At 71.2% G+C, this 25,947-nt stretch carries 19 protein-coding genes and 5 tRNA genes; 10 read left to right on the top strand and 14 right to left on the bottom strand.

Features of this window, described 5'->3' with window-relative positions; translation table 11 throughout:
- The 5 genes from MRBLMG1_RS22400 to MRBLMG1_RS22380 form a co-directional block, all read right to left on the bottom strand.
- Positions 1–1,668: a relaxase/mobilization nuclease domain-containing protein gene (locus MRBLMG1_RS22400; protein WP_367825876.1), complete on the bottom strand. Its 1,668-nt coding sequence runs from the start codon at positions 1,666–1,668 to the stop codon at positions 1–3.
- Positions 1,669–2,115, bottom strand: coding sequence for a plasmid mobilization relaxosome protein MobC (gene mobC / locus MRBLMG1_RS22395; RefSeq protein WP_367825875.1), 447 nt, complete (start codon positions 2,113–2,115; stop codon positions 1,669–1,671).
- Between the two features lie 272 nt (positions 2,116–2,387).
- Positions 2,388–3,197 carry a DUF2637 domain-containing protein gene (locus tag MRBLMG1_RS22390; RefSeq protein ID WP_414721627.1) on the bottom strand — a complete coding sequence of 270 codons (810 nt, stop codon included), beginning with the start codon at positions 3,195–3,197 and terminating at the stop codon, positions 2,388–2,390.
- A 251-nt stretch (positions 3,198–3,448) separates the two neighbouring features.
- Positions 3,449–4,747 carry a DUF3631 domain-containing protein gene (locus MRBLMG1_RS22385; protein WP_414721626.1) on the bottom strand — a complete coding sequence of 433 codons (1,299 nt, stop codon included), beginning with the start codon at positions 4,745–4,747 and terminating at the stop codon, positions 3,449–3,451.
- A 231-nt stretch (positions 4,748–4,978) separates the two neighbouring features.
- The gene (locus MRBLMG1_RS22380) at positions 4,979–5,173 is read right to left on the bottom strand and encodes a hypothetical protein (protein WP_367825916.1); all 195 of its coding nucleotides are present in this window, start codon (positions 5,171–5,173) and stop codon (positions 4,979–4,981) included.
- A 145-nt stretch (positions 5,174–5,318) separates the two neighbouring features.
- Between MRBLMG1_RS22380 and MRBLMG1_RS22375 the strand changes: the two genes are divergently transcribed.
- The 3 genes from MRBLMG1_RS22375 to MRBLMG1_RS22365 all read left to right on the top strand — a co-directional run bounded on the left by MRBLMG1_RS22375 (position 5,319) and on the right by MRBLMG1_RS22365 (position 8,098).
- Entirely contained in the window at positions 5,319–5,978 is a 660-nt protein-coding gene (locus tag MRBLMG1_RS22375) for a helix-turn-helix domain-containing protein (RefSeq protein WP_367825873.1), read from the top strand.
- Positions 5,975–7,498, top strand: coding sequence for a site-specific integrase (locus MRBLMG1_RS22370; RefSeq protein ID WP_367825872.1), 1,524 nt, complete (start codon positions 5,975–5,977; stop codon positions 7,496–7,498). The genes MRBLMG1_RS22375 and MRBLMG1_RS22370 overlap by 4 nt, the downstream gene beginning before the upstream one ends.
- A gap of 297 nt (positions 7,499–7,795) precedes the next feature.
- Complete coding sequence (locus tag MRBLMG1_RS22365; protein WP_367825871.1) at positions 7,796–8,098, top strand: hypothetical protein; 303 nt, start codon at positions 7,796–7,798, stop codon at positions 8,096–8,098.
- Positions 8,099–8,246: 148 nt separating this feature from the next.
- Here MRBLMG1_RS22365 and MRBLMG1_RS22360 read toward each other — a convergent pair.
- The 5 genes from MRBLMG1_RS22360 to MRBLMG1_RS22340 form a co-directional block, all read right to left on the bottom strand.
- Positions 8,247–8,319 (bottom strand) — tRNA-Lys (locus MRBLMG1_RS22360).
- A 163-nt stretch (positions 8,320–8,482) separates the two neighbouring features.
- Positions 8,483–11,587 (bottom strand): FG-GAP-like repeat-containing protein, encoded by a 3,105-nt coding sequence (locus MRBLMG1_RS22355; RefSeq protein WP_367825870.1) that lies wholly within the window; start codon positions 11,585–11,587, stop codon positions 8,483–8,485.
- Positions 11,588–11,781: 194 nt separating this feature from the next.
- On the bottom strand, positions 11,782–14,130 hold the full coding sequence (locus MRBLMG1_RS22350; RefSeq protein ID WP_367825869.1) for a DEAD/DEAH box helicase: 2,349 nt from the start codon (positions 14,128–14,130) through the stop codon (positions 11,782–11,784).
- Positions 14,131–14,328: 198 nt separating this feature from the next.
- On the bottom strand, positions 14,329–14,991 hold the full coding sequence (locus tag MRBLMG1_RS22345; protein WP_367825868.1) for a hypothetical protein: 663 nt from the start codon (positions 14,989–14,991) through the stop codon (positions 14,329–14,331).
- Between the two features lie 99 nt (positions 14,992–15,090).
- Positions 15,091–15,441 carry a metallopeptidase family protein gene (locus tag MRBLMG1_RS22340; protein WP_033208941.1) on the bottom strand — a complete coding sequence of 117 codons (351 nt, stop codon included), beginning with the start codon at positions 15,439–15,441 and terminating at the stop codon, positions 15,091–15,093.
- Between the two features lie 104 nt (positions 15,442–15,545).
- Between MRBLMG1_RS22340 and MRBLMG1_RS22335 the strand changes: the two genes are divergently transcribed.
- From MRBLMG1_RS22335 to MRBLMG1_RS22325, 3 genes are all read left to right on the top strand, one after another.
- Positions 15,546–15,618 (top strand) — tRNA-Glu (locus tag MRBLMG1_RS22335).
- Positions 15,619–15,657: 39 nt separating this feature from the next.
- Positions 15,658–15,731 (top strand) — tRNA-Asp (locus tag MRBLMG1_RS22330).
- Between the two features lie 22 nt (positions 15,732–15,753).
- Positions 15,754–15,827: transfer RNA gene (locus MRBLMG1_RS22325), tRNA-Phe, on the top strand.
- A 173-nt stretch (positions 15,828–16,000) separates the two neighbouring features.
- On the opposite strand, the gene MRBLMG1_RS22320 is transcribed toward MRBLMG1_RS22325, so the two are convergent.
- Both MRBLMG1_RS22320 and MRBLMG1_RS22315 read right to left on the bottom strand, forming a co-directional pair.
- Entirely contained in the window at positions 16,001–16,843 is an 843-nt protein-coding gene (locus MRBLMG1_RS22320; RefSeq protein WP_367825867.1) for a cytochrome c biogenesis CcdA family protein, read from the bottom strand.
- A complete protein-coding gene (locus tag MRBLMG1_RS22315) occupies positions 16,840–17,598 on the bottom strand; it encodes a DsbA family protein (RefSeq protein WP_367825866.1) in 759 nt (252 codons plus the stop codon). Before MRBLMG1_RS22315 ends, MRBLMG1_RS22320 begins: the two co-directional genes overlap by 4 nt.
- Before the next feature lie 76 nt (positions 17,599–17,674).
- On the opposite strand from MRBLMG1_RS22315, the gene hrpA reads away from it, so the two are divergent.
- Positions 17,675–21,652, top strand: coding sequence for an ATP-dependent RNA helicase HrpA (gene hrpA / locus MRBLMG1_RS22310; protein ID WP_367825865.1), 3,978 nt, complete (start codon positions 17,675–17,677; stop codon positions 21,650–21,652).
- A 108-nt stretch (positions 21,653–21,760) separates the two neighbouring features.
- Positions 21,761–21,834, top strand: a tRNA-Asp gene (locus MRBLMG1_RS22305).
- Positions 21,835–22,459: 625 nt separating this feature from the next.
- Here the strand turns inward: MRBLMG1_RS22305 and bldC are convergent.
- Both bldC and MRBLMG1_RS22295 read right to left on the bottom strand, forming a co-directional pair.
- Positions 22,460–22,666: a developmental transcriptional regulator BldC gene (gene bldC / locus MRBLMG1_RS22300; protein WP_003949541.1), complete on the bottom strand. Its 207-nt coding sequence runs from the start codon at positions 22,664–22,666 to the stop codon at positions 22,460–22,462.
- Positions 22,667–23,247: 581 nt separating this feature from the next.
- Positions 23,248–24,117, bottom strand: a complete 870-nt coding sequence (locus MRBLMG1_RS22295; RefSeq protein ID WP_367825864.1) for a hypothetical protein — start codon at positions 24,115–24,117, stop codon at positions 23,248–23,250.
- Between the two features lie 155 nt (positions 24,118–24,272).
- On the opposite strand from MRBLMG1_RS22295, the gene MRBLMG1_RS22290 reads away from it, so the two are divergent.
- The gene (locus tag MRBLMG1_RS22290; protein WP_367825863.1) at positions 24,273–25,364 is read left to right on the top strand and encodes a Leu/Phe/Val dehydrogenase; all 1,092 of its coding nucleotides are present in this window, start codon (positions 24,273–24,275) and stop codon (positions 25,362–25,364) included.
- A gap of 302 nt (positions 25,365–25,666) precedes the next feature.
- Positions 25,667–25,921: a DUF3073 domain-containing protein gene (locus MRBLMG1_RS22285; RefSeq protein ID WP_019887615.1), complete on the top strand. Its 255-nt coding sequence runs from the start codon at positions 25,667–25,669 to the stop codon at positions 25,919–25,921.
- Positions 25,922–25,947: the final 26 nt, after the last annotated feature.

Here is a 25,947-nt window from a genome sequence, read left to right as displayed (position 1 = left end):
TCACCGGCTCCTTGGCCGGGAGGTGGTCGGCGGGGCGGGCGGTGTCGTGGCGGCGCCGGGCTGGATCGGCGCTGCTGCCTTGTGAGGTGAGGACTTCCCCGCCTCTGGGGCTCGCAGGCGGTTCAGACGCCAGGTGAGGACTTCACTGAGGTTGGTGGCGGTGTCGAGCTCGCGGTGGCGGGCCGCTTCAGCGAGGAGCCGTGCTGCGGAGCGGCCGGGCTTCGCGGCGTCGTTGAGGGTGGCGGCCAGGGCGGGCCAGCCGGGTTCGGTGAGGATCTGTTCGGCCAGGTCGGGCAGCGTGCGGCGTACCAATGCGGCCTGCTGGTGCAGCTGCCACGGGGGAAGGGTCTTGCCCTGGTGCTGGAGCGCGGTCAAGGGATCAGTGGCTGCGGTCTGGTAGGCCGCGCGGAGGTGTACGGCGGCCTGCTGTGCGGCCTCGGCCTGTTGGTGGTGGGCGCGGGTGCGGTGCCAGTGCTGGCCGGCGATGACCGCGAGCAGCAGGGCGTCGAGGGTGATGGCGAGGAGCGCGCCATCCTTGGGGGCGGGTTCGCGCAGGATCGCCTTCACTGCCCGGCGGGTGGCCTGGGCCTGCTGGTGGTCGGCGCGGATACGGGAGCGGCTGGCTCGTTCGTACGCGGCTGCCGCCTGCCCGAGCTGGGGGCGGATACCTGTCGGCGCGACCATCGGCAGGGCGTCTAGCGCTTCTGCAAGGACCGTGATGTGGGCCTGTCCTTCTTCGTCCCTGCCGCTGGCGAGGTGGTCGGGCATCCTGTCGACCGCCTGCGCGAGGCGGCCCCAGGCAGTGGTCTCGGGCGGGAGCGCGAAGCTGACGGCGGCTGGTGCCAGGCGTTCGGCGATCTTGGGGTAGGAGAGGTCGGGGGCGAGGGTGGAGCCGGAGAACCACACCGGTTCGCCCTGGGCGTTGGTGTCGCCGGCGAGGGCGACCCTGTAGCCGCGCACGTCGCCGGACGGGAAGTACTGGACGTCGACGTGGGCGCCGGCCCCCTCGACGATCAGGAAGAACTCCTGGGTGGTCGTGGCCGCCGAGACTGCGGTGCGAACGATGGTGCGCAGGTGCTCACGGGAGGTCCGGACGTTCCCCGTACGGCGTGCCTTCTCCTGTTCGGCGCGGGTGGGGTGCTTGGCGGCGGTGCGGTCGCCGCGCGGGACCTGGCGGAGCCTGTACTCCTTTTCGATGGCGACGAGTTCCTTGTCGGCGCGCAGGAAGTCGTTCCAGTTGCGGGGCGGGCGGAGGTCGCCTCGGACCTTGGTGGCGACGATGTGGATGTGGTCGTCGGCGTGGCGGACGGCGACCCAGCGGCAGGCGTCGGGGTCGCCGGCCGGCGCGATGCCGGTGGCGTTCAGGACGCGGCGGGCGATGGCGGCCCACGCGTCGTCGGTCAGGTGGCGGTCTTCGGGGGCGGCGCGGATCGAGCAGTGCCAGACGTGGCCCTTCGGCGCCTTGTGGCCGGCCTGTTTGACCCGTAGGTCGAGGGCGGTGGCGAGCTGGGCGAGTGTGGCGTCGGGGTCTCGGCCGGGGTCGGGTGCGAAGCCGTCCCAGGAGGCGACGAGGTGGGGGTCGGTGTGCTCGTTGGCCCGGCCGGGGCCGAACAGGTAGTTCAGGACGCCCCTGGTCTTGTGTCCGGGCTTGCCGATCTTCGCGATCAATTAGGCCGCCCGCTGCTTCGTGGCCGCCACGTCGGCTGCGGTGTCGACGGCCTTGACCGTCTGCTGGACCAGGGCCACGAGCCGTCCGGCCTCGGCGAGGACGGCGGCGTCCACAGGGTGTGCGTCGCCGCCGGAGTTGAGGCGGTGGGCGATCTGGTTCGCGTTCGTGCCGATCCGGGCGACCTGCTCGCGCAGGGCCGCGTACTCGTCGATCAGGTCGTCGGCAGCGGTGCGCTGGTCGGCCAGGGCGAGGTCGCCGTTCAGGTGGGCCATGACGATGGCGCCGACGAGGTGCGCGCCAGCCAGACCGAGGCGACGGGCTTCGTCGAGAATCGCCTGCTTTTCGGCGACGCTGTAACGGACATCGACACGCTCCTTGCGCTGCACGTCCTGGCGGGCACGACGGCGAGCGACACGGTGCAGCGCGGCCTCGTCCGCCGCACGCACACCTCCTGCCCCCGGTGCGCCCTCGCGCCGGGGACCCGCCGCCTCCGCCACCCCTGGGGCGGAGGCGTCCGCGTTGGACCGGCCGCTGGACGGTCCAACGCCATACCTTGCTCCGCCCGGGGCTGCGTGGGTGGCCGGCTGCTGGGTGGTGTGCGGGGAGTCGGGGATGGTCTGTGCGTGCATGGGCTGGCTCTCTGATCCGGCGGGGAGGTTGGAAGCAGCACTCGCCCCGGGAGGGTTCCGAGGCGAGTGGCCTGTGGTCGGGGTCGCGGCTACGCGGCGGTCTTGGTGAGCTGCTGGTCAAGCTCGGTCTGGAGCTCGCCCTTGGCCTTTTCGAGGCGTTCGCGTCGGCCGGGCCTGAGGCCCTCGGCGCGGATGGCCTTCTCCATGTGGCGGCGGGAGACGCGGCCGTCGCGCCCCAGAGGAGCGGTGCGTCCGATGGCGATCACCTGTTCGTAGGTGGCGAGCGGGCGCTGGCCGCCCTCAGCGGCGGGCGACAGATCAGGATCAGCCACTTGCTCGTCGGCGCCCTCGGCCACGTCATCGGCGGGGACCGGGTCTTTTGTGGCTGCCGGTGTGCCGGACTCCGGAGGCGTGGCCGCCGGAACGTGGCGGCCCTCTACGTGAGGCTCTGCGTCAGCGGGGGCGGGGCGTCGCTGGACGAGGAGGTAGAGGTGGACGGCGCCGGCGAGGGCGAGCGGGGCGATGGCGGAGATGACGCCGACGGTGATGTCATCCAGCACGAGCCCGCCTCGGTGGGTCTGCTGGTTGAGGCGGACGGCGTGCAGGACGTTGGCCCAGATGCTGGTGGCGGTGGCGATGCTGACCAGGCCCCAGACGTATGCCCGGGACCCCCAGTGCGCGGTACGCACGATGAGGAGGGCTCCGATGCCGATGGCGATGAAGCCGTCGATCACCAGGGGGAAGGCGTAGGTGAGGCCCGGGTGGATGTGGCTGGCGGCGGCCATCTGGCGCAGGGCGTCGTACGAGAGCGCGAAGGCGGCCACGGCAAGGAGGGCGACGCCAGTGGGGATCAGGACGGGGAGGGCGACGACCCGGCGGATCAGGCCAGGGAGGGATATGGGAGGGGCGGAAGGCGGTGCAGTGGTGCTGGGAGAGGTCAAGGGAGGGTGCTCCGGAAGCTCGGGGAGGGGGGTTGGCCGCACAGCCGGTGGCGTGTGGCGGGTGACGGGTGGGAACCGTCCCGACTCGTCGCATGCCTGGTCAGCGCAGGTACGGGTCGGGGTGGCGATGTCGGGTCGACTCGTTGCGTGCCGGTGACCCGTCCCTGCCCTGACCTGCGAGGCGACGGGTGGGGACGGGTCGTGCCGGGTCAGGCGTCGGGTGCCGGTTCCGGCAGGAGCAGCGACTCGGCGACCAGTGAGGCAGCCGGTGCGGGCTCGGGGCAGTAGCGGGCCCAGGCGTCGGTGAACTGCAGGCGGGTGAAGCCCTTGGCCTGGCAGCCGTCGGGGAAGCGGCGGTTGGCCGAGCCGATGCCGTAGTCCTTCAGCAGGAGCTGCAGGCCGCGCGGGGTGAGGCCCTTGTCGGTGTAGTCAGGCCACGGGGACTCCGCGTCCTCGTTCAGGATCCCGAGCAGACGGCTGGTGCGGATGACCGGCGGGTTGCCCTCGGCGGCGAAGGCGCGGCGGATGTCGGCGAGGAGCCGGAGGTTCAGGGCGCTGTTGTCCTGGTCCTGCTCGGCCTCGTGCTTCGTCATCGCCAGACACGCGGTACGGGCGGCCTCGGGCCAGGCACCGCCGGCGAGGTCGGCGATGGCGACCAGCGGCTCCCAGGTGTCGGCGGCGCGGTCCTCGACCGGCATCGTCGGAGTGAGGTCCGTCGCGGTGGCATGCAACGGTGCCAGCCACTCCACGAGCCGGTCTCGTACGGCGTGCAGGGTGGTGGTGTCCCGTACGGTCCGGAACTCGGCGACGCTCTCACCTGGCCTGCGCCGTCGCATCCGGATCACAACCGAACGGTCCATGATCGTGTCGGGCAGGTCCCCGATCCCGGCGAGGGCGGCCATCGCGAAGGTCGGGAACTTCGACACCTCGTGGTTCGGGCCTGAGACCCGCAAGGTCGGGCGGTTCCGCTGGTGGCCGGCGTTGAGCAGGCCGCGCATCTCCTCGTTCTTCTCCGCGACCTTGGCCGACCCGAAGAGGGTGTCGGCCTCGTCGACCAGCAGGGTCGGCGGGTTCTCGGTGATCGACCGGAAGACCGCGGCGGCGGAGGCGTTGACCGTGATCAGCGGGTCGTGGACGGTCTCGGTGACCACGTCCAGGAGCCGCGACTTCCCGCACCGCTTCGCAGGGGCGACGACCGCGAGGCGCGGGGCATGCTGCCACGCCGTCTGCAGGTGCGTGGCCGCCACCCACAGCGTGACGGCGTCCAGCGCCTCCGGCGAGGGGAGGATCACGAACTTCTTTATCTGCCGACGCAGTTCGTCCAGGAGGGCCGATCCGACGGTCGGCTCGGGGGCCTCCTCCACTGCGGGCTCGTCTACCGGAGCGTCCTCGATGCCGTCGGCCACAGAGGGCCGGCCGGTGTACTCGCCGGGCTTTCCCGGCACGGCAGTCGGTGGCCATTCGGGCTCGCCGGAGGCGGAATAGGGCTGGGTTTCGGGATGTTGCACGGGGCAGCTCCTCGTCTGGCGGTGGCGGGCTCGCACGCCCGTGCCGCCGGGTTGGTTCTTCCAGGGCCGTTCGGGGTTGCTCGGGCCTCCGGCGTCGCACCGCCGGGGGCCCTTCTCCTTCTCGGGCAGCAGGCCGCCGCGAGGGACCACGAACCGTACGTCCACCCCTGGCGCCAGTCCAGCGATTCTGTGTCAGCTCAGCGCAGAACCGTCTGGTACCTTCTTCCGCCCTCAAGCGGCCAACCCCAACAGGTCGAGCAGGTCGGCCGTCACCACGCGGTACGCGTTTCCCAGCCGCAGGACCCTGCACGGGTACTCGCCCCGCTTCGCCAGCTCGTACCCCTTGCTCCGTCCGAGACCCAGCGCACGGTTACCCGTGTCCAGGTCAACGGCCACCGGCAGGGCCAACAGCTCCTCCCGACTCATGCCCTTCGGACCGGTTTCCACGATGTCGTCGCACACTCGGCGCCCCTCTCGTCACAGCCCTCGGCGAACACGGCTCTCGCGTCCGGCTCCAGGCCAGCAAGAACCATGATGGGGAAGTTAATGTGTCTGCATGACACAACGCGGTGTGGACGATGAATCGGACGACTTCCCCGAGTGGGTGGACCGGGTGAAGGCCAACGTGGCCGGAGAGGTCCGGCGGAGAAGGAAGGAGATGGGGTGGAGCGCACAGGACCTGGCGGACCGCTGCGAGGAGCTGGGGCACCCCATCCCGCGGAACGTGATCGCCAACATGGAGTCCGGCCGCCGCACCGTCCTCCCGCTCGTGGACGTCATCGTCCTGGCCGCCGCCCTGGAGACGTACCCGGCCCACCTGTTCTTCCCCGTCGGCTACGTCGAGGAGACCCAGGAACTCCCCTTCCAGAGGCTCGTGCCCACCTGGGACGCCCTCCGTCGCTTCACCGGCGAGACGGAAATCCCGGGACACGACGCCGGCCTCGTCCCTGACTTCGAACTCCACGCCAGCCTCGTCCGCACCGCACTCGCAGCCCTCGAAGAGGAGGAGAACGCCCGCTTCGCGGCCAAGCAGGCCACCAGCCGCGCCCAGCGGGAGGAGGCCGAACGCAAGCAGACCGCCTACGCCGACCAGGCCATCTCGGCCAAGTACAGGCTCCGCCACCTTCGCCGCGAGCTCCGCGAAGAGGGCGCCGTCCCACCCGACCTGCCCCACGCACTGAGTGACGTCGACCCGCCAGAAGAGAACCCCGTCCAGGAGGACCGCCTTTGAAGGGCTCCACCCACCGCCGCTGTTACTGCCGCGACCCCCACACCGGGAAGCCGCTCGGCAAAAACTGCCCCAAGCTCGCTGGCCGGAAGCACGGCTCGTACTCCATCCGTCAGGAGCTCCCGCCCCGCGAGGACGGCACCCGCCGCTCCTTCAGCCGCGCCGGCTACGAGACCCTCAAGGAAGCCCAGGCCGACCTCGACCACGTCCGCTCACTCCTCGCGCTGGCCGACGCGGACGACCCCGACAGCCTCCAGCGGCTGGTCGCACTCCTGGAGGAGATCGCTGCCGACAAGGCCCCACTACCCGAGATCGAGGAGACCCGACGCCGCCTGCGCGCCGGACTCGGGCTGCGGGGCAGCCTCACCGTCGGCGAGTGGCTGGACTCGTGGTTCGCCTCGAAGAAGCGCCGCAAGACCACCCTCAACGGCTACGCCTCGCACATCCGGGTCCACCTGAAGCCCCGCATCGGGCACATACGCCTGGCCCGGCTCAACGTCGGTCACCTGGTGGAGATGTTCGACGGTATAGCCGACGACAACGAGGTGATCGCCGCCGAGAACCAGGCCCGCCGCGAGCAGGTCGCCCGCTGCAAGCCGAGCAAGCCCGGTCGTCCCGTCGCCGCCGAACGGGCGCGGATCGCCGCCGAGCGGGCGAAGCTCGCGGAGATGAAGCCGTTCCGGAAGATCACCGGCCCGGCGACCCGGCAGGCCGTACGCCGCACCCTCCGCGCGGCCCTGAACTCCGCCATCGCCCAGCAGCTCATCACCTTCAACCCGGCCGCCCACGTCGAGTTGGAGTCCGGCAAGCGCCCCAAGCCCCTGCTCTGGACCGACGAACGCGTCCGCCGCTGGCGGGAGACGGGCGAGATCCCCGGTCCCGTCATGGTGTGGACCCCGCAGCAGTTCGGCGCCTTCCTCGACGCCGCCGAAGAGGACCGGCTCTACGCCGTCTTCCACCTCATGGGCACCCGCGGCCTCCGGCGCGGCGAGGCCGTCGGCCAGGACTGGCACGAGACCGACCTCGACGCCGGCCTCATCACCCCGGCCAAGGAGATCGTCGTCGACGGCTGGGACCCGTACGAGTCCGAACCGAAGACCGACGGCAGCGCGGGCACGATCGCGCTCGACAGCGTGAACATCGAGGTCCTGCGTGCCCAGAAGGCCCGTCAGGCGAAGGAACGGAAGAAGGCCGGCGCCGCCTGGCAGGACACGGGCAAGGTCTTCACCAAGGAGGACGGCTCCTGGCTCCACCCGGAGACGGTCTCGGAGACCTTCCGCCGCATCCTCGCCACCACCGACCTCCCGCCCATCACCCTGCGGGACCTCCGCCACGTCTCGGCCACGCTCACCCACGGCGCCGGCGGCGACATCCACACGATCAAGGAGACCCTCCGCCACTCCACGATCACGTTGACCTCAGACACGTACACGAGCCTCCTCCCGGAGGTCGACCGCGCGGTGGCCGAGGCGGCGGCAGCCCTCATTCCCCGACGGCGCCAAGAGCCGCCCGTGGCAGGGTGAAGTCGGACTTCTGCGGCGCCCCGTCACCTCACCACCAAGAACGGTAGGGTGATTGGCTGTTTCGCCTCCCCCCTGACGGTCCCGAGCGGCATGCTCAGGGCCATGGGAAGAAACAGCCAGCGCCGCCGGAGCGCACGCACCGCTCGGGCAGCGCACAACTTAAGGCCCGACCTCTCCGAGATCTCCCGGGCCCGGACCCAGAAGCGCCTGCGAGCGGACATCGCCACCTGGATGGAGAACCCCTCGAAGGGACCCGGAGGGTCCTTCCTCGAAGGTGAACATCCCTCTGACCCCACCATGGTCTGGGCGATCCTCATGGCCTGGCTCGTGGGAGCACGGGAACAGATCACCGAGGACCAGGCCCGGGACACCGTCCAGTGGGTGTCAGACAGCCTGGGAATCCGGCATGACGACCTGCTCCAGGTCGCAGGGCTCATCGGTCACCCGGACGGATCCGACCTGACCCTGAGCCAGGCGGTGGAGCACTACGGAGGCCCGATGCCCTTCGTCCTCTCCATGGTGCTGCTCTCCGGCGGTCTGGTCGCCACGGTCGGAGACGGGGACCCGAACTGGCTCAAGCAGTTCGACCTGACGTCCTGAACACATCCGGCCTCTTCCTCGGAGCACCGGCCCGTCCGCTCACGCACCGCTCACGCAAGCACCCCCGAACGACAGAGTGCCCCGACCAGTCGAAACCGGTCGGGGCGCTCCGCAGCAGGTCAGAGGGCTACCCCTCCCCCGCTCTCGGTAGGCCGTGTGGGACTCGAACCCACAACCAATGGATTAAAAGTCCACTGCTCTGCCAATTGAGCTAACGGCCCGTGGACAAGCACACCCGTGCAGCATAGCCCGAGAGATCCCCGGAACCGATCGGGTATCCGACACGGGCCGTGCCGTGCGTGGCGCGGGGGGCGTGGGGCGGGTCCCCGGCGGTGGGGGCCGGGGACTCGGGGGTGGGCGGGGACGGGTCGGGGTGGGTGGGGATCAGAAGAGGGACTTGTAGGTGTTCCAGCCGCCGGTGCCGATGAGGAGGCGGGGGCCGTAGGCGCCGGTGCAGGTGCCGTCGTAGGAGTAGAGGCGGCCCGAGGAGTCGCGGGCGGTGAGGTCGGCGCAGCCGTCGCCGGAGAGGTCGCCCGCGCCGACCACGGAGGTGTAGACACCCCAGCCGGTACCGGCCTTGACGCGGGGGCTGTAGCCGCCGGTTGCGGTGGCGTAGTAGCGCCAGAGCACACCGGAGGCGTCGATGCCGAGCAGGTCGCCGCGGCCGTCGCGGTTGAGGTCGCCGGCGCCGACGACCTTCTTGTACAGCTTCCAGTTGGTGCCGAACCGGACCCGGGGCTTCATCCGGTGGTCGGCCGTGCCGGCGTACAGGTACATGTCGCCGGTGGAGGCCTGGCGGGCGATCAGATCGGTGAAGCCGTCGCCGTTCACGTCACCCGGGGACGTCAGGATGTCGTACTGGCCCCAGCCGGAGCCGAGCAGCGTGTACGGGGACGAGGCCGCGACGACCTTCCCGCAGCCCGGCCGGTAGGCGCGCAGCTGGTCGCCGACGCGGGCGAGGACGTCCGCGCAGCCGTCGGCGTTCACGTCGCCGAACGGCACGAGGACGGAGGTGGTGGGGAACTTCGTGCCCGTGCCCGTCATCCGGGCGGACAGGCCGCCGTACCCGTCGCCGCGGTACATGGACACCAGGCCCGCCGTGTCCATCGCGAGCAGGTCGCCCTGGCCGTCGTTCCCGGCCATGTCACGCCAGGCCGGTTGCCCGCCGGAGACCGTGACCGTGCCGTTCAGGGACAGGTCGGCGCCCTGCCCGTCCGCCGTGTTCGCCTGCAGGTGCCAGGTGTACCGGCCGTTCGTGACGGGCTTCCCCGCCGCCGTCCTGCCGTCCCACGAGACGTCGACACGGCTCGGGGTCTCGCCGCCGCCGTAGGCGCGGACGGGGTTCCCGGACAGGTCACGCAGCGTCAGCTGCCAGTACGACGAGGGCTTGGACAGCGCCCAGGACGCCTTCCAGCCGTCCTGCGACCGCATGGTCGTCGGCGCCTTCGCCGAGGCGGCGGTGAGGTCGGAGGTGGGGACACCGGGCCAGACGACGTGGACGAGGTTCTCGGCGTCCTTGTACGCGACGGCGCCGCCGAAGCGGTCCACGGTCCAGAACTCGCGGCGGGCGCCGCGCACGGGAGTCGCGTCGACGAGCCTGCGCACCGCGGGCTTGCCGCTGGTGACCTTGGTCAGGTCGGTGAGCCGGAGGTACGCGTCGGCGTCCCGGTCGACGACGTAGCCGTCGCCCAGGAGGGCGTTGCCGGCCGCTCCCGTGGACAGCTGGAGCTTCGTGTTCGTCTTGAGGTCGACCACACCCTGCTGGGCCGACCCGCAACCCCAGTACAGCCAGCGGCCCGCGGACGCCTGGAGCTCCGTCGGGACGCACGCCGCGCCGGTCGTGACCTTGCCGAGGTCCTTGCCGGTGGCCAGGTCGGTGCGCGTCACCTCACCCGCCGCGGTCGAACCCGCGTACAGGGTGTCGCCCCAGAGGACCGCCGGCGCGGACGGCGTCTCGCGGACGACGCTCTGCGCGTCGAGGTCCACGACGAGCGTCCGGCTGCCGCCCTGGAAGACCGCGCGCCGGCCGAAGACGTCGGTGATCCGGCCGTTCGCCTCGCCGGTGTACACCCGGCTCACCTGACCGGCGGAGGTACGGGCGGTGACCTCCAGCGGCCGGGAGGCGTCACGGGCCAGATAGACCGTACGGCCGTCCCCGCTGTCGAACAGCGGCGTGCCGCTCTCCAGTTGCTTCGTCTCCGCGCCCGCCCACACCGGCTGCGGGTGACCGGTGTGCACCGGTCCGACCGGCAGCGACGTCCGCCCGTAGAAGCCGCTGCCCTGAGCGGTGCCCGTCTCCAGGGTGGAGAGCCGGCCCGCGCCGAGGGCGAGCGAACGCACCTCGGCCGGCAGCGGCTCCAGACGGCGCAGCTTCTCCAGGACCGGTGCGCCGCCGTCCTTCACCGGGACGGCCTTGAACAGGGCCCAGTCGGAGGACGACGTACCGCCGACGACGGCCACGCCCCCGCCCGCGATCTGGGTGAGCTCGGCCTCGGCCTTCTCCAGAAGGGTCTGGCTCCGCCCGTCGGGGTGCAGCGCCACGAGCCGCCGCTTCAGGGACGCGTCGGTGCCGGAGGCCTCGCCGAGGGCGAGGACCCAGTCGCCGACGAGGCCGATCCGGGCGGTGCTCAGGCCTTCGGGCAGGACGACCGTCTGCTCGGCGCCGGTCAGCGCCGCGCGCTGCCGCACGTGGACGGTGCGGTTCTTGTCGATCCAGGCGATCCGGTCGGCGCTCACCGCCACCGGCGCGACGAGCACGCTCCCTTCCGGGGTGGGGGCCGGGATCGCGGTCATCTGCCCGGTGCGCAGGTCGACGACGCCGAGGTCGGAGAAGTCGTAGGAGTACGGGTCGGTGGACCGGCCGAAGCGGATCACGGCCACGGTGTCGTCGCCGGCCGCGAGCCGCGCGTGGTGCAGTCCGGCGCCCTCGGGCCAGCCGGTGACGGGCGTGCGGGCCCCGTCCGGGGCGGCGGCGCTCACCAGGTAGTAGCCGACGGTCGTGGAGGAGTCCTCGGCGGAGGCGTACTGCTGGAAGAGCAGCGTGTCGCCGAGCAGCCCCCGGTAGCTCGCGTCGCGCGGCACGGCGAACGACCGCTCGGTGCCGTCCGTCAGGTCACGGAGGTAGTGGGTGCCGGGGCCGTGCTGGACGTAGGCCCAGCGGCCGCCGGTGCCGGACTCGGCGAACGGCAGGAACCCCTTGTCGTACCCCAGCGGAACGCTCTTCGCGGGGTCGGTGAAGTCCGTCCACTCCAGCTGTCCGCCGGCGGCCTCCGTCTCGTGCGCGTACCCCGTGGGGCCGACCGCGGTGACGGTCTCCTGCCGGGGAACGGCACGCCAGTTCGGCGCGACGTCGAGCTGGTCGATGCCCACGATCGGTGACGCCTGCGCCGCCCCGACGGGCGGCAGCACGGCGGCGCCCGACGCGAGCAGCGCGGTGGCGAGGACGGCGAGACGCGCGCGGGAGTGCCGCGCGCGTGCGAAACGAGACAAAGAGAGGTCCCTCCCCAGGGCAACCTGATGTGCGGACATCGGGGGGAGAAGCCTTCGCCGGGCCCCCTGGCCGGCACTTCCCACCCACGTCGACCGGCTGAGCGTATCCCGTCGCACGCGGGTACGACTCAGGGCCCGCCCCGGCACCGAAGTGCGGGGCGGGCCCTGAGGTTCGTTCAGCGGTTCACGGCAGGTCAGCCGTTGCGCTTCCAGCGGGGCTTGTCGTCGCGGCGGCCGAAGGAGCCGCCGGCCGGGCCGGTGCCACGGTGGTCGTCACGGCGGCCGAAGGGACGGTCGCCGCCACCGGCGCGGAAGCCGCCGGCGGGACGGTCGTCGCGACGGTCGCGGTTGAACGGACGGTCGCTGCCGCGGTGGCCGCCGGTCGGACGGTCGTTGTCACGGCGCTCGAAGGGGCGGCCGCCGCGGTCGTCGCGGTTGAAGCCACCAGAGGGACGGTCGTCGCGACGGAAGCCGCCACGGTCGCCGCCGGACGGACGGTCGTCGCGGTTGAAGCCACCGGACGGACGGTCGTCACGGCGGAAGCCGCCGGACGGACGGTCGTTGTCGCGGCGGAAGCCGCCACGGTCGCCACCGCGGTCGTCACGGTTGAAGCCACCGGACGGACGGTCGTCACGGCGGAAGCCGCCGGACGGACGGTCGTTGTCGCGGCGGAAGCCGCCACGGTCGCCACCGCGGTCGTCACGGTTGAAGCCGCCCGACGGACGGTCGTCGCGACGGAAGCCGCCGGACGGACGGTCGTTGTCCCGACGGAAACCACCGGAGGGACGGTCGTCGCGGCGGAAGCCGCCACGGTCGCCACCGCGGTCGTCACGGTTGAAGCCACCGGACGGACGGTCGTCGCGACGGAAGCCGCCACGGTCGCCACCACGGTCACGGCGCTCGTAGTTGCCCCGCTCGTCGCGGGCCGGGCGCTCCTCGCGGCGCTGCTCCTCGACGCGCGCGGCACGCTCGGCCTCGACGGCCGCGGCGGCGACCTCGGCCTCGGCGGCCTCGGTCACCTCGGCCACGGCGGCCTCGGGGTCCTCGCCGCGCTCACGGGCGGCGCGGGCCACCAGGCGGTCGGCCTCCTCGCGGAGCTCGACGGCACGGCGCTGGAGGCGCTCCAGCTGCTTGGTCAGGTCGACGACCTCGCGCTCGGCCTGCTTGGCCGAGTTGTTCGCGGAGTCGGCCTGGACCTCGGTCAGCGAACGGGCGCCGGTGATCTCGGCGACCTCCGGGTCGAACGCGCCGGCGCCGCCGACGAGGTGGCGCGTGGCGTCGACGCCCGCGTCCTCCATCAGGCGGAAGATCTGGCGGCGCTGGTGCGGCAGGGCCAGGGAGACCACGACGCCGGAGCGGCCGGCACGGGCGGTACGGCCCGAGCGGTGCAGGTAGTCCTTGTGGTCGCCGGCCGGGTCCACGTTCAGGACCAGGTCGATGCCGTCGACGTGGATGCCTCGGGCGGCGACGTCGGTCGCGACGAGCGCGTTGACGTAGCCCTTCTTGAAGTCCTCGAGGACGCGGGTACGGGCGCCCTGCGTCATGCCGCCGTGCAGCGCGTCGGCCTTCACACCGGCGTCGCACAGCTGCTCGGCGATGCGGTCGGCGCCCAGCTGGGTGCGGACGAAGATGATCGTGCGGCCCTTGCGGGCGGCGATCGCGGCGGTGACCGGGGCCTTGTCCTTCGGCTTCACGACGAGGACGTGGTGGGTCATGGTCGTGACGTTGCCCTGCGCGCTGTCGACCTCGTGCGTGACGGGGTCGGTCAGGTAGCGCTTGACCAGGGTGCCGATCTCGTTCTCCATGGTGGCGGAGAAGAGCATGCGCTGGCCGCCGCCGGGAATCTGGTCGAGCAGCTCGGTGACCTCGGGCAGGAAGCCCAGGTCGGCCATCTGGTCGGCCTCGTCGAGGACGGCGATCTTGACGTTCTCGAGCGAGCAGGCGCCGCGGTTGATGATGTCGCGCAGACGGCCCGGGGTGGCGACGAGGACGTCGACGCCGCGCTCCAGGGCGTAGATCTGGTTGCTCATGGAGGTACCGCCGCAGACGACCTTCATCTTGAGGCCGAGCACGTCGCCGTACGGCTGGAGGGCGTCCGCGACCTGCATCGCGAGCTCACGGGTCGGGGTGAGGATGATGCCGCGCGGCTTCTTCTTGTCGGTGTGACCACCGGCGAGGCCGGCGAGCAGCGGCAGACCGAAGGAGAGGGTCTTGCCGGAGCCGGTGCGGCCGCGGCCGAGGATGTCCTTGCCGGCCAGGGCGTCCGGGATGGTCGCGGCCTGGATCGGGAAGGGGGTGGTGACGCCGTTCTGGGCGAGCTTGCGCACGACGCCCTCGGGCAGACCGAGGTCGCCGAAGGTGATGGTGGGCTCGTCGGACTCCGCGGACTCCTCGGACTCCTCGTCGAAGGAGTCGGCGTCGGCGTCGATGACCTCGTCGACGGTGATGTCGGTGTCGAGCTCGGCGATCTCGGTGGCCTCTACGGCCTCGACGATCTCGTCGTTCTCGGGCATGACGGCGTGGTCAGAACTGAAAATGGACATGCGAAATGCGAAACCTTCCGGAGTCTCGGCACGCGCCCGTCAACTCCGTGAATTCGCAAATCGACCGCCTCAATGCGGTCAGCCACGGCTAGGGAGAGTACGCGCCACACGGCGCTCTTCTGTGTCGGCGCCGGGCAATGGGATCAAACGATCTACCACCATACGCACCCTCCCCCACCTATGGCAAATCGGACCGCGTCACACCGGTCCGACCTGCGGTGACGCCGCCGGTTCCGAGGGCGCCCCCGGCCCGTCCGCCGCCCGCATCGCGCCCAGCTGGGTGTCGGCTCCCGAGGAGGGCGGATCGGTGGGGTTGGAGGTCGGTTCCGGGGTCGGCTCGGGCGTCGGGACCGTCGGCTCGGGCGTGGGCTCCGGGCTCGGCGCGGTCGGTTCCGGCGTCGGAGTGGCCCCGCCGCCGCCCGGACCGCCGCTCCCGTTGCCCGTGCCGTTGCCGTTGTCCCCGTCCCCGCCGCCGTTCACCCCGCCCGGACCCTGGTGGCCGCCCGTCGGCTGCGGCTTCGGCGAGCCGTCGGGGCCGCCCGGGCCCTCGACCGGCAGTACCGCGCCCGCGGAGGGCTTCGCCGTGCCCGAGGGCGAGCCGCTCGGCACCGGGGACTCCTTACCCGCTCCGGCCGGCTCGGGGCCGCCCTTGCCCGGCCGGCCGTTCCAGGAGCCGCCGCCCCCGCCCGAGCCGTCGGCGCCGCCGCCGGACTCGGATGCCCCGCCCTGCTTCCCCCCGGACGCGCCGGGCGTCGGCTTCGCCCCCTCGTCACTGACACTCATACAGCCGCTCAGACCGGCGCAGGCCGCGACGGCCAGCGCGGTGGCGACCCATCTCACCGGGGTGGGCAAATGGCGCACGAGGGCACCTCCAGGACACAACAGGCAGGAACGGAACGGGTCACCCTGCCCAACTCCCTTTGCGTCGCAAGGGACACGCCTGGATGCCGCCCGGACGGCTCAGCCGTAGCCCAGCGCGTGCAACCGCTCGTCGTCGATGCCGAAGTGGTGGGCGATCTCGTGCACCACGGTGATCTCGGTCTCGGCGACCACGTCCTCGCGGGACTCGCACATCCGCAGCGTCGGCCCCCGGTAGATCGTGATCCGGTCCGGCAGCACGCCGGCGTACCACTCGCCCCGCTCGGTCAGCGGCGTCCCCTCGTAGAGCCCGAGCAGCTCCGGATCGTCCGGGGCGGGCTCGTCCTCCACGAACACGGCGACGTTGTCCATCAGCCGCGTCAGCTCCGGCGGGATCCGGTCCAGGGCCTCGGCGACAAGCTCCTCGAACTCCTCGCGCGTCATCTCCAGCACGGGCCCATTCTCCCCCGGGGGGAAACCGTTTTGGCGATAGCGGCCGGCATCCCATATGCTTCAGACGTCCCCGACGCGCTGAGAAGCGCGCAGGTGGGCCCTTAGCCCTCATCGTCTAGTGGCCCAGGACGCCGCCCTTTCAAGGCGGTAGCACGGGTTCGAATCCCGTTGGGGGTACGCATTACCGTGTGCGAGACTAGTGCTCGCACATAGCCAGGACCTGTGGAGCAGTTGGTTAGCTCGCCACCCTGTCAAGGTGGAGGTCGCGGGTTCAAGTCCCGTCAGGTTCGCTGAGGCTGGAAACAGTCTCGTGGCTGGGTAGCTCAGTTGGTACGAGCGATCGCCTGAAAAGCGATAGGTCGCCGGTTCGACCCCGGCCCCAGCCACAAGGAGAAGGCCCCGTTCGAAAGAACGGGGCCTTCTGCGTTTCCCGAAAACGGACAGCGGCCGTACGGGGAAGAGGCATCCGGGAAAGCGGCCCCTCCCGGGCCTACGGGGAAGCCGCCCGCGCCCCTCCCGGCCGTACGGGGAGGAGGCCCGCGCCCCTCCCCCGTGACCGTCACGCCTCCTCGTGCTCCGGTGTCCGGCCCGCGCGGCGGCCCCGCACCGCGAAGACGAGCGCCACGACGGCCGGCACCGCGACGAGCAGCGCCCAGTCCGGCACCGCGCGGCCGAGGGAGGCGACGCGCTCCTCCACCGCGAACGACTGGTCGACCGACAGCGGGCCCGGCAGCGCGGTCGTCCCGTCGAAGACCAGGAAGAGCGTGCCGAGGGCGATGAAGAACAGGCCCGAGAGCAGCGAGGTGGAGTGGACCTCCAGGCGGCCGAGCCGGATCGGGCGGCCGCGCAGCCAGCGCCGCCGGCCCAGGTCGTAGCGCTCCCAGAGCAGCGCGAGGACGAACAGCGGGACCGCCATGCCCAGGGCGTACACGGCGAGGAGCAGTCCGCCGTACGCCGGGCTGCCGCTCAGCGCGGCCACCGTCAGGACGCTGCCGAGGATCGGGCCCGCGCAGAAGCCCGCGAGGCCGTAGACCAGGCCGAGGGCGTAGACGGAGAGCGCCGACGTGGGGCGGATCCGGCCGCTCGCCTCGGAGACCCGGCGGGAGGCGAAGCCGAGGCCGAGGAGCTGGAGGACGCCCAGCCCGATGATCAGCCGGCCTCCGGCGGTGACGAGGAGGTCCCGGTGGCCGTAGAAGAACCGGCCCGCGAGGGAGCCGGCCGCGCCGAGCGGGACGAGGGTGGTGGCCAGGCCGGCGTAGAGGATGCCGGTCCTGGCCACCAGCTTCGCGCGCGTGTCGATCGAGTACGCGAAGAAGGCGGGCAGGAGCAGGGCGCTGCACGGGCTGAGGAGGGCGAGCAGGCCGCCGAGGAACGCGGCGAAGTACCCGATGCCGGAGGTCACCGTCCGGCCTTCGCCGTCTTCGCCGCCGCCTCGATGGCCTCTGTGAAGGCCTCCAGGGGCTGGGCGCCGGCGATCGGCCGGCCGTTGACCAGGAAGGACGGGGTGGAGGTGGCGCCGAGCGCGTACCCCTGCTTCTGGTCCTCCAGGACGGCCCTGCGGGCCGCCTCCCCCTCGCTGTCCTTCGCGAACCGGGCCGCGTCGGGGACGCCCGCCTCCTCGGCCAGGGCGGCGAGCCGCTCCTTGCCGAAGCCCTTCTCCTTGGCGCCCTCGGCGTAGGCGGCCTTGTGGAACTCCCAGAACCTGCCCTGCTGCCCGGCCGCCCAGGAGGCGCGGGCGACGGCCGACGACTCCTCGCCGAAGATCGGGAAGTTCCGCCACTCGATGCGCAGGGTGCCGTTCGCGACGTACTTCCGCACCAGGACGGGCTCGGTGTCCCGGGCGAACTTGCCGCAGTAGCCGCACTGGAAGTCGGCGTACTCGATGAGCACGACCGGCGCGTCGGCCCGGCCCAGGGCGAGCTTGTCGGAGGCGTCCCGGCGGGCGTACGCCTCCAGGTCGGGGTAGACGCCGGCGGACGGGTCGGCGGAGACCTCCGCGACGGACGAGGAGCCGGCCGCGCCGGGCGACGCCGGGCGGGTCGCGGTGTACGAGACGACGCCGAGGAGCACGGCGGCGGCCGCCACCCCGGACACGATCAGGACCTGCCGGGGCTTGGACGTGGGCTTTGACGTGGGCTTGGACGTGGGGTTGGACATGCGAGAACGATAGATACGGACCCGCTCGGAAATCGGTTCGCCGCTTCTCGGCCACAGGTGCGATCCTGGATCCCGTATGTCTACTTCCTTCGCCGCCCTCCAGTCCGTCCTGGCCGAGGTCTCGCTGCGGGACTCCCACCGGCTCGGCCGCCGTCTCGAAGGCGCCCGCCGCATCCGCAAGCCCGAGGCCCGCGCGGCCGTCCTGGACGAGATCGCCGCCGAGGCGGCCAAGGCCAAGGAGCGCGTCGACGGGCGCGCCTCCCGCGTGCCCGCGGTCACGTACCCCGAGCAGCTGCCCGTCTCGCAGAAGAGGGACGAGATCCTGGAGGCGATCCGCGACCACCAGGTCGTGATCGTCGCCGGTGAGACGGGTTCCGGAAAGACCACCCAGATCCCGAAGATCTGCCTGGAGCTCGGCCGGGGCGTCCGGGGCATGATCGGCCACACCCAGCCCCGCCGGATCGCGGCCCGCACGGTCGCCGAGCGCGTGGCCGAGGAGCTGCGGACCCCGCTCGGCGAGGCCGTCGGCTGGAAGGTCCGCTTCACCGACCAGGTGAACCCCGACGCGACCTTCGTGAAGCTGATGACGGACGGCATCCTGCTCGCCGAGATCCAGACGGACCGCGAGCTGCGCGCGTACGACACGATCATCATCGACGAGGCCCACGAGCGGTCCCTCAACATCGACTTCCTGCTCGGCTATCTGGCCCAGCTGCTCCCGAAGCGCCCCGACCTCAAGGTCGTGATCACCTCGGCGACGATCGACCCGGAGCGGTTCTCCCGCCACTTCGGCGACGCCCCGATCGTCGAGGTCAGCGGCCGTACGTACCCGGTCGAGGTCCGCTACCGCCCCCTCCTCGAAGAGGACTCCGAGGAGTCGGACCGCGACCAGATCACCGCGATCTGCGACGCCGTCGACGAGCTCCAGGCCGAGGGCCCGGGCGACGTCCTGGTCTTCCTCTCCGGCGAGCGCGAGATCCGCGACACCGCCGACGCGCTCCTCAAACGGCAGCTGCGGAACACCGAGGTCCTCCCGCTCTACGCCCGCCTGTCGCACGCCGAGCAGCACCGCGTCTTCCAGGCCCACTCCGGCCGCCGGATCGTCCTCGCGACGAACGTCGCCGAGACCTCCCTGACCGTCCCCGGCATCAAGTACGTGATCGATCCGGGCACCGCCCGCATCTCCCGCTACTCGCACCGCACCAAGGTCCAACGCCTCCCGATCGAGCCGGTCAGCCAGGCCAGCGCCAACCAGCGCAAGGGCCGCTGCGGCCGTACGTCGGACGGCATCTGCATCCGGCTGTACTCCGAGGACGACTTCCTGACCCGTCCGGAGTTCACCGACGCGGAGATCCTCCGGACGAACCTCGCCTCCGTCATCCTCCAGATGACCGCGGCCGGCCTCGGCGAGATCGAGAAGTTCCCCTTCATCGACCCGCCGGACCACCGCAACATCCGGGACGGCGTGCAGCTCCTCCAGGAGCTGGGCGCGATCGACCCGGACGAGAAGGACCCGAAGAAGCGGCTCACCCAGCAGGGCCGGAAGCTCTCCCAGCTGCCCGTGGACCCCCGGCTCGCCCGGATGGTCCTGGAGGCGGACAAGAACGGCTGCGTCCGCGAGGTCATGGTGATCGCGGCGGCGCTGTCCATCCAGGACCCGCGCGAGCGGCCGTCCGAGAAGCAGGCGCAGGCGGACCAGCAGCACGCCCGCTTCAAGGACGAGACGAGCGACTTCCTCGCCTTCCTCAACCTGTGGCGGTACGTGCGCGAGCAGCAGAAGGAGCGCGGATCCAGCTCCTTCCGCCGGATGTGCAAGCAGGAGTACCTGAACTTCCTGCGCATCCGGGAGTGGCAGGACATCTACGCCCAGCTGCGGACGGTCGCGAAGCAGATGGGCATCCACGTGAACGAGGAGGACGCGCCGGAGCAGTCCGTGCACGTCTCCCTGCTGTCCGGCCTCCTCTCGCACGTCGGCCTGAAGGACGTGAAGGAGTCCAAGGACGGGGCGAAGGACGGCTCCCGCCGCGAGGGCGGCCGGGGCGGCGAGTACCTGGGCGCCCGCAACGCCAAGTTCGCGATCTTCCCCGGCTCCGCGCTCTTCAAGAAGCCCCCGCGCTTCGTCATGTCCGCCGAGCTGGTGGAGACCTCGCGCCTGTGGGCCCGGGTCAACGCCCGGATCGAGCCCGAGTGGATCGAGCCGCTCGCGCAGCACCTGGTGAGGAAGACGTACAGCGAGCCGCACTGGGAGAAGGACCAGGCGGCCGTCATGGCCTTCGAGAAGGTGACGCTGTACGGCGTCCCGATCGTCGCCGACCGCAAGGTGAACTACGGCCGGATCGACCCCGAGGTCTCCCGGGACCTGTTCATCAGGAACGCGCTGGTCGAGGGCGACTGGCGCACCCACCACAAGTTCTTCGCGGACAACCGGAAGCTGCTCACCGAGGTCGAGGAGCTGGAACACCGGGCCCGGCGAAGGGACATCCTCGTCGACGACGAGACGCTCTTCGACTTCTACGACAAGCGCGTCCCCGAACACGTCGTGTCCGGCGCCCACTTCGACTCCTGGTGGAAGCACAAGCGCCACGACGAGCCGGAGTTCCTCGACTTCGAGCGCGAGATGCTCATCAACGAGAAGGCGGGGGCGGTCACCAAGGACGACTACCCGGACTCGTGGCGGCAGGGCGCGCTGAAGTTCCGGGTGACGTACCAGTTCGAGCCCGGCGCGGACGCGGACGGCGTCACCGTCCACGTGCCGCTCCAGGTGCTCAACCAGGTGACGGACGACGGCTTCGAGTGGCAGATCCCGGGCCTGCGCGCGGAGGTCGTCACGGAGCTGATCCGCTCCCTGCCGAAGCCGATCCGCCGCCACTACGTGCCCGCGCCGAACTTCGCCGGCCGCTTCCTGGACGCGGTCGTCCCCGTCCAGGAGCCGCTGACGGGCGCGCTCGCCCGCGAGCTCCAGCGGATGGTCGGCGTCCCGGTCACGGCCGAGGACTTCGACTGGGCGAAGGTCCCCGAGCACCTCAAGGTCACCTTCCGGATCGTCGACGAGCGGCGCCGCAAGCTCGCCGAGGACAAGGACCTGGAGACCCTGCGGCTGCAGCTGCGCCCGAAGGCCCGCAAGGCCCTCTCCCAGGCCGCCGCGGCGGTCACGGGCGGCCCTGACGGCTCCGGGCCCTCCCTGGAGCGCACGGGGCTCACGGACTGGACGATCGGCACCCTCACGAAGGTCTTCGAGGCCCGCCGGGCCGGCCAGCCCGTCAAGGCGTACCCGGCGCTCGTGGACGAGGGCGCGACCGTCGCCGTCCGGCTCTTCGACACGGAGGCCGAGCAGGCCCAGGCGATGTGGCGGGGCACCCGGAAGCTGATCATGCTGAACATTCCGGTGAACCCGGCGAAGTTCGCCTCGGACAAGCTCACCAACCAGCAGAAGCTGGCCCTGTCCGCGAACCCGCACGGCTCGATCCAGGCCCTCTTCGACGACTGCGCCACCGCCGCCGCCGACCGGCTGATAGCGGACCACGGCGGCCCGGCCTGGGACGAGGAGTCCTTCCGGAAGCTGTACGACAAGGTCCGCGCGGACCTCGTGGACACGACGGTGCGGACGGTGGGCCAGGTCCAGCAGATCCTGGCGGCCTGGCAGGCGTGCGAGCGCCGGCTGAAGTCCACGAACAGCCTGGCCCTGATCGACAACCTGACCGACGTACGGGCGCAGCTGGCCTGGCTGATGCCGGCCGGCTTCGTCACCCGTACGGGGCTCAAGCGGCTGCCCGACCTGATGCGCTACCTGGTGGCGGTGGACCGGCGGCTCCAGCAGATGCCGACCGGGGTCCAGCGGGACACCACCCGGATGGAGAAGGTCCGGGAGATGCAGGACGAGTACGCCTGGCTGCTCGAACAGCTCCCGAAGGGCCGTCCGGTGCCGACCGAGGTCACGGACATCCGCTGGATGATCGAGGAGCTGCGGGTGAGCTACTTCGCGCACGCGCTGGGCACGGCGTACCCGATCTCGGACAAGCGGATCGTGAAGGCGATCGACGCGGCGGCGCCCTGACCGACACTCCTGGGGCCCGGCCGACGCCGCCTTCGGCGCCGAGTTCGACCAGACCGCTGACCTGCTGTACAGTCTTCCTCGCAGCCACTTCACAGCGGTTGCGAACGAGGTCCTGTGGAGCAGTTGGTTAGCTCGCCACCCTGTCAAGGTGGAGGTCGCGGGTTCAAGTCCCGTCAGGATCGCTTTCACGAAGGCCCGCATCGCACGATGCGGGCCTTCGTCGTGTTCCCGGGCTCCCGGGCCCGACCTCCCGGGCCTCCCCCGCCTCCTGCGCCGTCCGTGTCAGCCGCGTCGGCCGTGCCGCTCGTGCCGGGTGCCGGCTCCGGAGGGGGCGGGCCTGTGCGCCCGTCTGACGGCCTCGTCCCGCCCGCACGCCCTTCCGGACCACCGGCCTCTTCCCGAGGCCGTCACGAGGCCCTGCGGGCGCGCGGTCGGGGGAGGTCGGCGACGCGGGACGAAAGTCCCACCAACCCATGACCAACGGCGGGTTGGGGGCGATCCCCGGGGGTGGCAGGCTGTTCCTTGGCAAGACTTCACCAGTGTGACGGGTGTCACTGAGGGAGTTTCAGAAACCCCTTCACTTACACCTCTCCTACACCGGCCCGATTTAATATGTGCAATTGCACCACCGGCCGAGGAGTGGCGCCGGACACAAAAAAGATCGCGCCAGACCCGGCGGAGTCCAGCGCGATCGTTGACGGAGGCCTGTTGGGGCAGGAGCCGTCGGCAGTACTAGGGGTGGGCGACCGGATTGGGGGACCCGGACGTGCCCGGTGTTACGGGGTGTTGCAGGGTGCTGAGCGAGCCTCAGGCTTCGCTGCGCTGCTGCGGAATGCCCGCGAGCAGTGCGCGAACCTCGGCCTCGCGGTAACGGCGGTGCCCACCCAGGGTGCGGATGGACGTGAGCTTGCCCGCCTTCGCCCAACGGGTCACCGTCTTCGGGTCGACACGGAACATCGTGGCAACCTCGGCAGGGGTCAGCAGCGGCTCGGCATCAGGGGTGCGAGCGGTCATGAGCGGCCTCCTCGGGAGAACCGAACCATCTCGGTTCTTTCCTCTAAATTCTGCACCTTGACCCGCGTTGCCCGAAATGGCAGAAGCGGGCCGAGTCGGTTATAGGACGAACGGCTTGTCCTCGGCACTACAACTACACCATCCGTCCAGCCACGTCGGCCAAACCGATGGAATTGCCCTCGCAGGTGTTCATCAGCGGCGGAAGTCGATGGACCATGCCATAACGGACAGTCACGCCACTGTGACGATCAGTCACAGGGCGATCAGGAGTCCTCAGACCCCCCATAGAGTGCAATGCTGAGCGTTCCGCCCAAACTTGGGCGGAAGGAACCCTCCCCGGACTCCTTGTCCTATTTTGGCACGAGGGTGGGTGATGGGCGCAAGGGTGCGGTAAGTGCTGTCCGTCACGCTTGAGCCAAAGGCCCGGATCGGGACCAACGTCCCCACCCCATGAGTGCCGAAGGGCCCGGAGCCCCGAACGAAAAGACACCGGAGCCCCGGAATCCGGAAGTGTTGAAGATCATTTACACCGGCCGGACATGTCTTGTCGATACCGACCTGACGAAGATGCCCGACTGATGTCAATTCGCGAAACGCAGGTCCCTGACCGCACGCCACCGCTCCGCGAGCCGCCCGTACGCCTCGCTGGCCGCCTCACCGTCCCCGGCCCGCAGCGCGGCCAGCCCCTCCGCGAGCTGCGCCGCCGACCGGTCCTCCGCCAGCCACTCCGGCGTGACCACGTGCACCAGGCCGCCGAAGTCCAGCTCCACCAGCGCCCGCGGATGGAACTCCTCCAGCCAGCGGCCCACGTCGATCAGACCCTCCGTCATGGGACCGTCGTCGGCGGAGTCCCGCAGGACCCGCAGCGCCCGCGCCAGCCGCCGGCGCGCCTGCGCCATCGTCGTCCGGTAGCGCAGCACCGGAGCCCGGCCCTCCGCCGTGCTTCCCGGCTCCCCCGGCTCCCCCGGCTCGTACGACCGGTCCTCGTCCCCGAAGAGCGCGAACCAGCGCAGCGGCACGTGCCAGACGCCCGTACGGATCCACGGCCGCGCGTCCGGGTTCCGGACCAGCCACCGCTCGAAGTCGCCGGCCACCTGCCCCCGCACCACCGGCGGCAGCATCGCGTCGAGCACCGCCGCCGGATACCCCTCCGCCACCAGCTCCCGGATCGCCAGCCATCCCCGCAGCCGGGTCCGCCACGGGCAGATCACCACCACCCCGTCCAGGTGCGCGACGAAGGCCTCGCCGCTCTCGTGGACCGGCACCGGGACCGGCGGCGTCGGCAGCAGGTCGGCGAGCGACCGCCGCAGCTCCTCCTGCGCCCCCGGGGTCCGCGGCCGGCGGGCGTACCGCGCCCAGTGGCTCCGCTCCGGCTCGGGAAACGCGGCCAGCGGCTCGTACACCCGCAGGTAGGACGCGTAGGGAACGGGGACCGAGGAGGCGACCGACATGTCGCGAATCCTTCCACGGAGGTACTCCGGGAGGGGGTGATCCTGAGCACTGCGGCCGATCTACGCCCAGGTAGGACTTACTCTCTTGCCGAACTGGTCCTCCCCCACCCGCAGGGAGGGCCGCAACCGCCGCTTCGTACTTGGGAGTCACCACCGTGACCGATGTGACCGGCGTTCCTGTCGACGTACTGAACACTCTGTTCCACTCGGAGCAGGGTGGCCACGAGCAAGTCGTCCTCTGCCAGGACCGCGCATCCGGCCTCAAGGCCGTCATCGCCCTCCACTCCACCGCCCTGGGCCCCGCCCTCGGTGGCACCCGCTTCTACCCGTACGCCTCCGAGGCCGAGGCGATCGCCGACGCGCTCAACCTCTCCCGGGGCATGTCGTACAAGAACGCCATGGCCGGTCTCGACCACGGCGGCGGCAAGGCCGTCATCATCGGCGACCCGGAGAAGATCAAGACCGAGGAGCTGCTGCTCGCCTACGGGCGCATGGTGGCCTCCCTCGCCGGCCGTTACGTCACGGCCTGCGACGTCGGCACCTACGTCGCCGACATGGACGTCGTCGCCCGCGAGAACCAGTGGACCACCGGCCGCTCCCCCGAGAACGGCGGCGCCGGCGACTCCTCCGTCCTCACCGCCTTCGGCGTCTTCCAGGGCATGCGCGCCTCCGCGCAGACCCTGTGGGGCGACCCGACGCTGCGCGGCCGCAAGGTCGGCGTCGCCGGCGTCGGCAAGGTCGGCCACTACCTCGTCGAGCACCTCCTCCAGGACGGTGCCGAGGTCGTCATCACCGACGTCCGCGAGGAGTCGGTGCGCCGGATCACCGACAAGCACCCGCAGGTCGCCGTGGTCGCCGACACCGACGAGCTGATCCGCGTCGAGGGCCTCGACATCTACGCGCCCTGCGCGCTGGGCGGCGCCCTGAACGGCGACACCGTGCCGTTCCTCACCGCGAGCATCGTCTGCGGCGCGGCCAACAACCAGCTCGCCCACCCCGGCATCGAGAAGGACCTCGTGGAGCGCGGGATCCTCTACGCGCCCGACTACGTGGTCAACGCCGGCGGCGTGATCCAGGTGGCCGACGAGCTGCACGGCTTCGACTTCGACCGCTGCAAGGCGAAGGCGACCAAGATCTTCGACACCACCCTGGAGATCTTCGCACGTGCGAAGGCGGACGGCATTCCGCCGGCCGCGGCGGCCGACCGGATCGCCGAGCAGCGCATGGCGGAGGCCCGGCGCGGCTGAGCCGTGACCGTGCCGCGCGCCGCGCCGCACCCGGGGCCGGCCCGTCGCCGGGGAGACATCACTCACTCCCTTCGGCGGGTCGGCCCTCCAGAAGAGGTTAAAATCGCGATTGACCAGCGAGGAGAGGGCGCCTCGAAGGTTCTGTACCGGGGTATGTGATGCGCGCGGCGTACCGTAGACCCGCGGAAACAGGTACCGTTGAAGCCCTACGGACCGGTCTCTCTTTCGAGAGTCCGTTCCGAATCATGAACGCGTGTCAAGACTCTGGGGCCATCGAGCCCCGTCACCGAGGGGGTCGAGCCATGGGGCGCGGCCGGGCAAAGGCCAAGCAGACCAAGGTCGCCCGCCAGCTGAAGTACAGCAGCGGCGGGACAGACCTGACGCGTCTGGCCAATGAGCTGGGCGCATCGACTTCGAGCCAGCCGCCGAATGGCGAGCCGTTCGAGGACGACGACGAGGAAGACGACCCGTACGCCCAGTACGCGGATCTCTACAACACGGACGACGAGGACGAGGACGACGAGTCCGGTCCTGCTGCGTCGCCGCGTCGCGCTTGACCTTCTGAATCACCGAAACCCGGTCC

Origin of the sequence: Streptomyces sp. LMG1-1-1.1 (genome assembly GCF_040815545.1) — a bacterium.
Lineage (GTDB): Bacteria > Actinomycetota > Actinomycetes > Streptomycetales > Streptomycetaceae > Streptomyces.
The sequence above is the reverse complement of the archived record's forward strand: the minus strand, read 5'-3'. Positions and strand labels throughout refer to the sequence as shown.

Coding starts and splice junctions, on each gene's coding strand:
- bldC (WP_003949541.1), bottom strand. CDS start 22,666: ATGACCGCTCGCACCCCTGATGCCGAGCCGCTGCTGACCCCTGCCGAG.
- MRBLMG1_RS22380 (WP_367825916.1), bottom strand. CDS start 5,173: ATGAGTCGGGAGGAGCTGTTGGCCCTGCCGGTGGCCGTTGACCTGGAC.
- MRBLMG1_RS22285 (WP_019887615.1), top strand. CDS start 25,667: ATGGGGCGCGGCCGGGCAAAGGCCAAGCAGACCAAGGTCGCCCGCCAG.
- MRBLMG1_RS22315 (WP_367825866.1), bottom strand. CDS start 17,598: ATGTCCAACCCCACGTCCAAGCCCACGTCAAAGCCCACGTCCAAGCCC.
- MRBLMG1_RS22365 (WP_367825871.1), top strand. CDS start 7,796: ATGGTCTGGGCGATCCTCATGGCCTGGCTCGTGGGAGCACGGGAACAG.
- MRBLMG1_RS22350 (WP_367825869.1), bottom strand. CDS start 14,130: ATGTCCATTTTCAGTTCTGACCACGCCGTCATGCCCGAGAACGACGAG.
- MRBLMG1_RS22295 (WP_367825864.1), bottom strand. CDS start 24,117: ATGTCGGTCGCCTCCTCGGTCCCCGTTCCCTACGCGTCCTACCTGCGG.
- hrpA (WP_367825865.1), top strand. CDS start 17,675: ATGTCTACTTCCTTCGCCGCCCTCCAGTCCGTCCTGGCCGAGGTCTCG.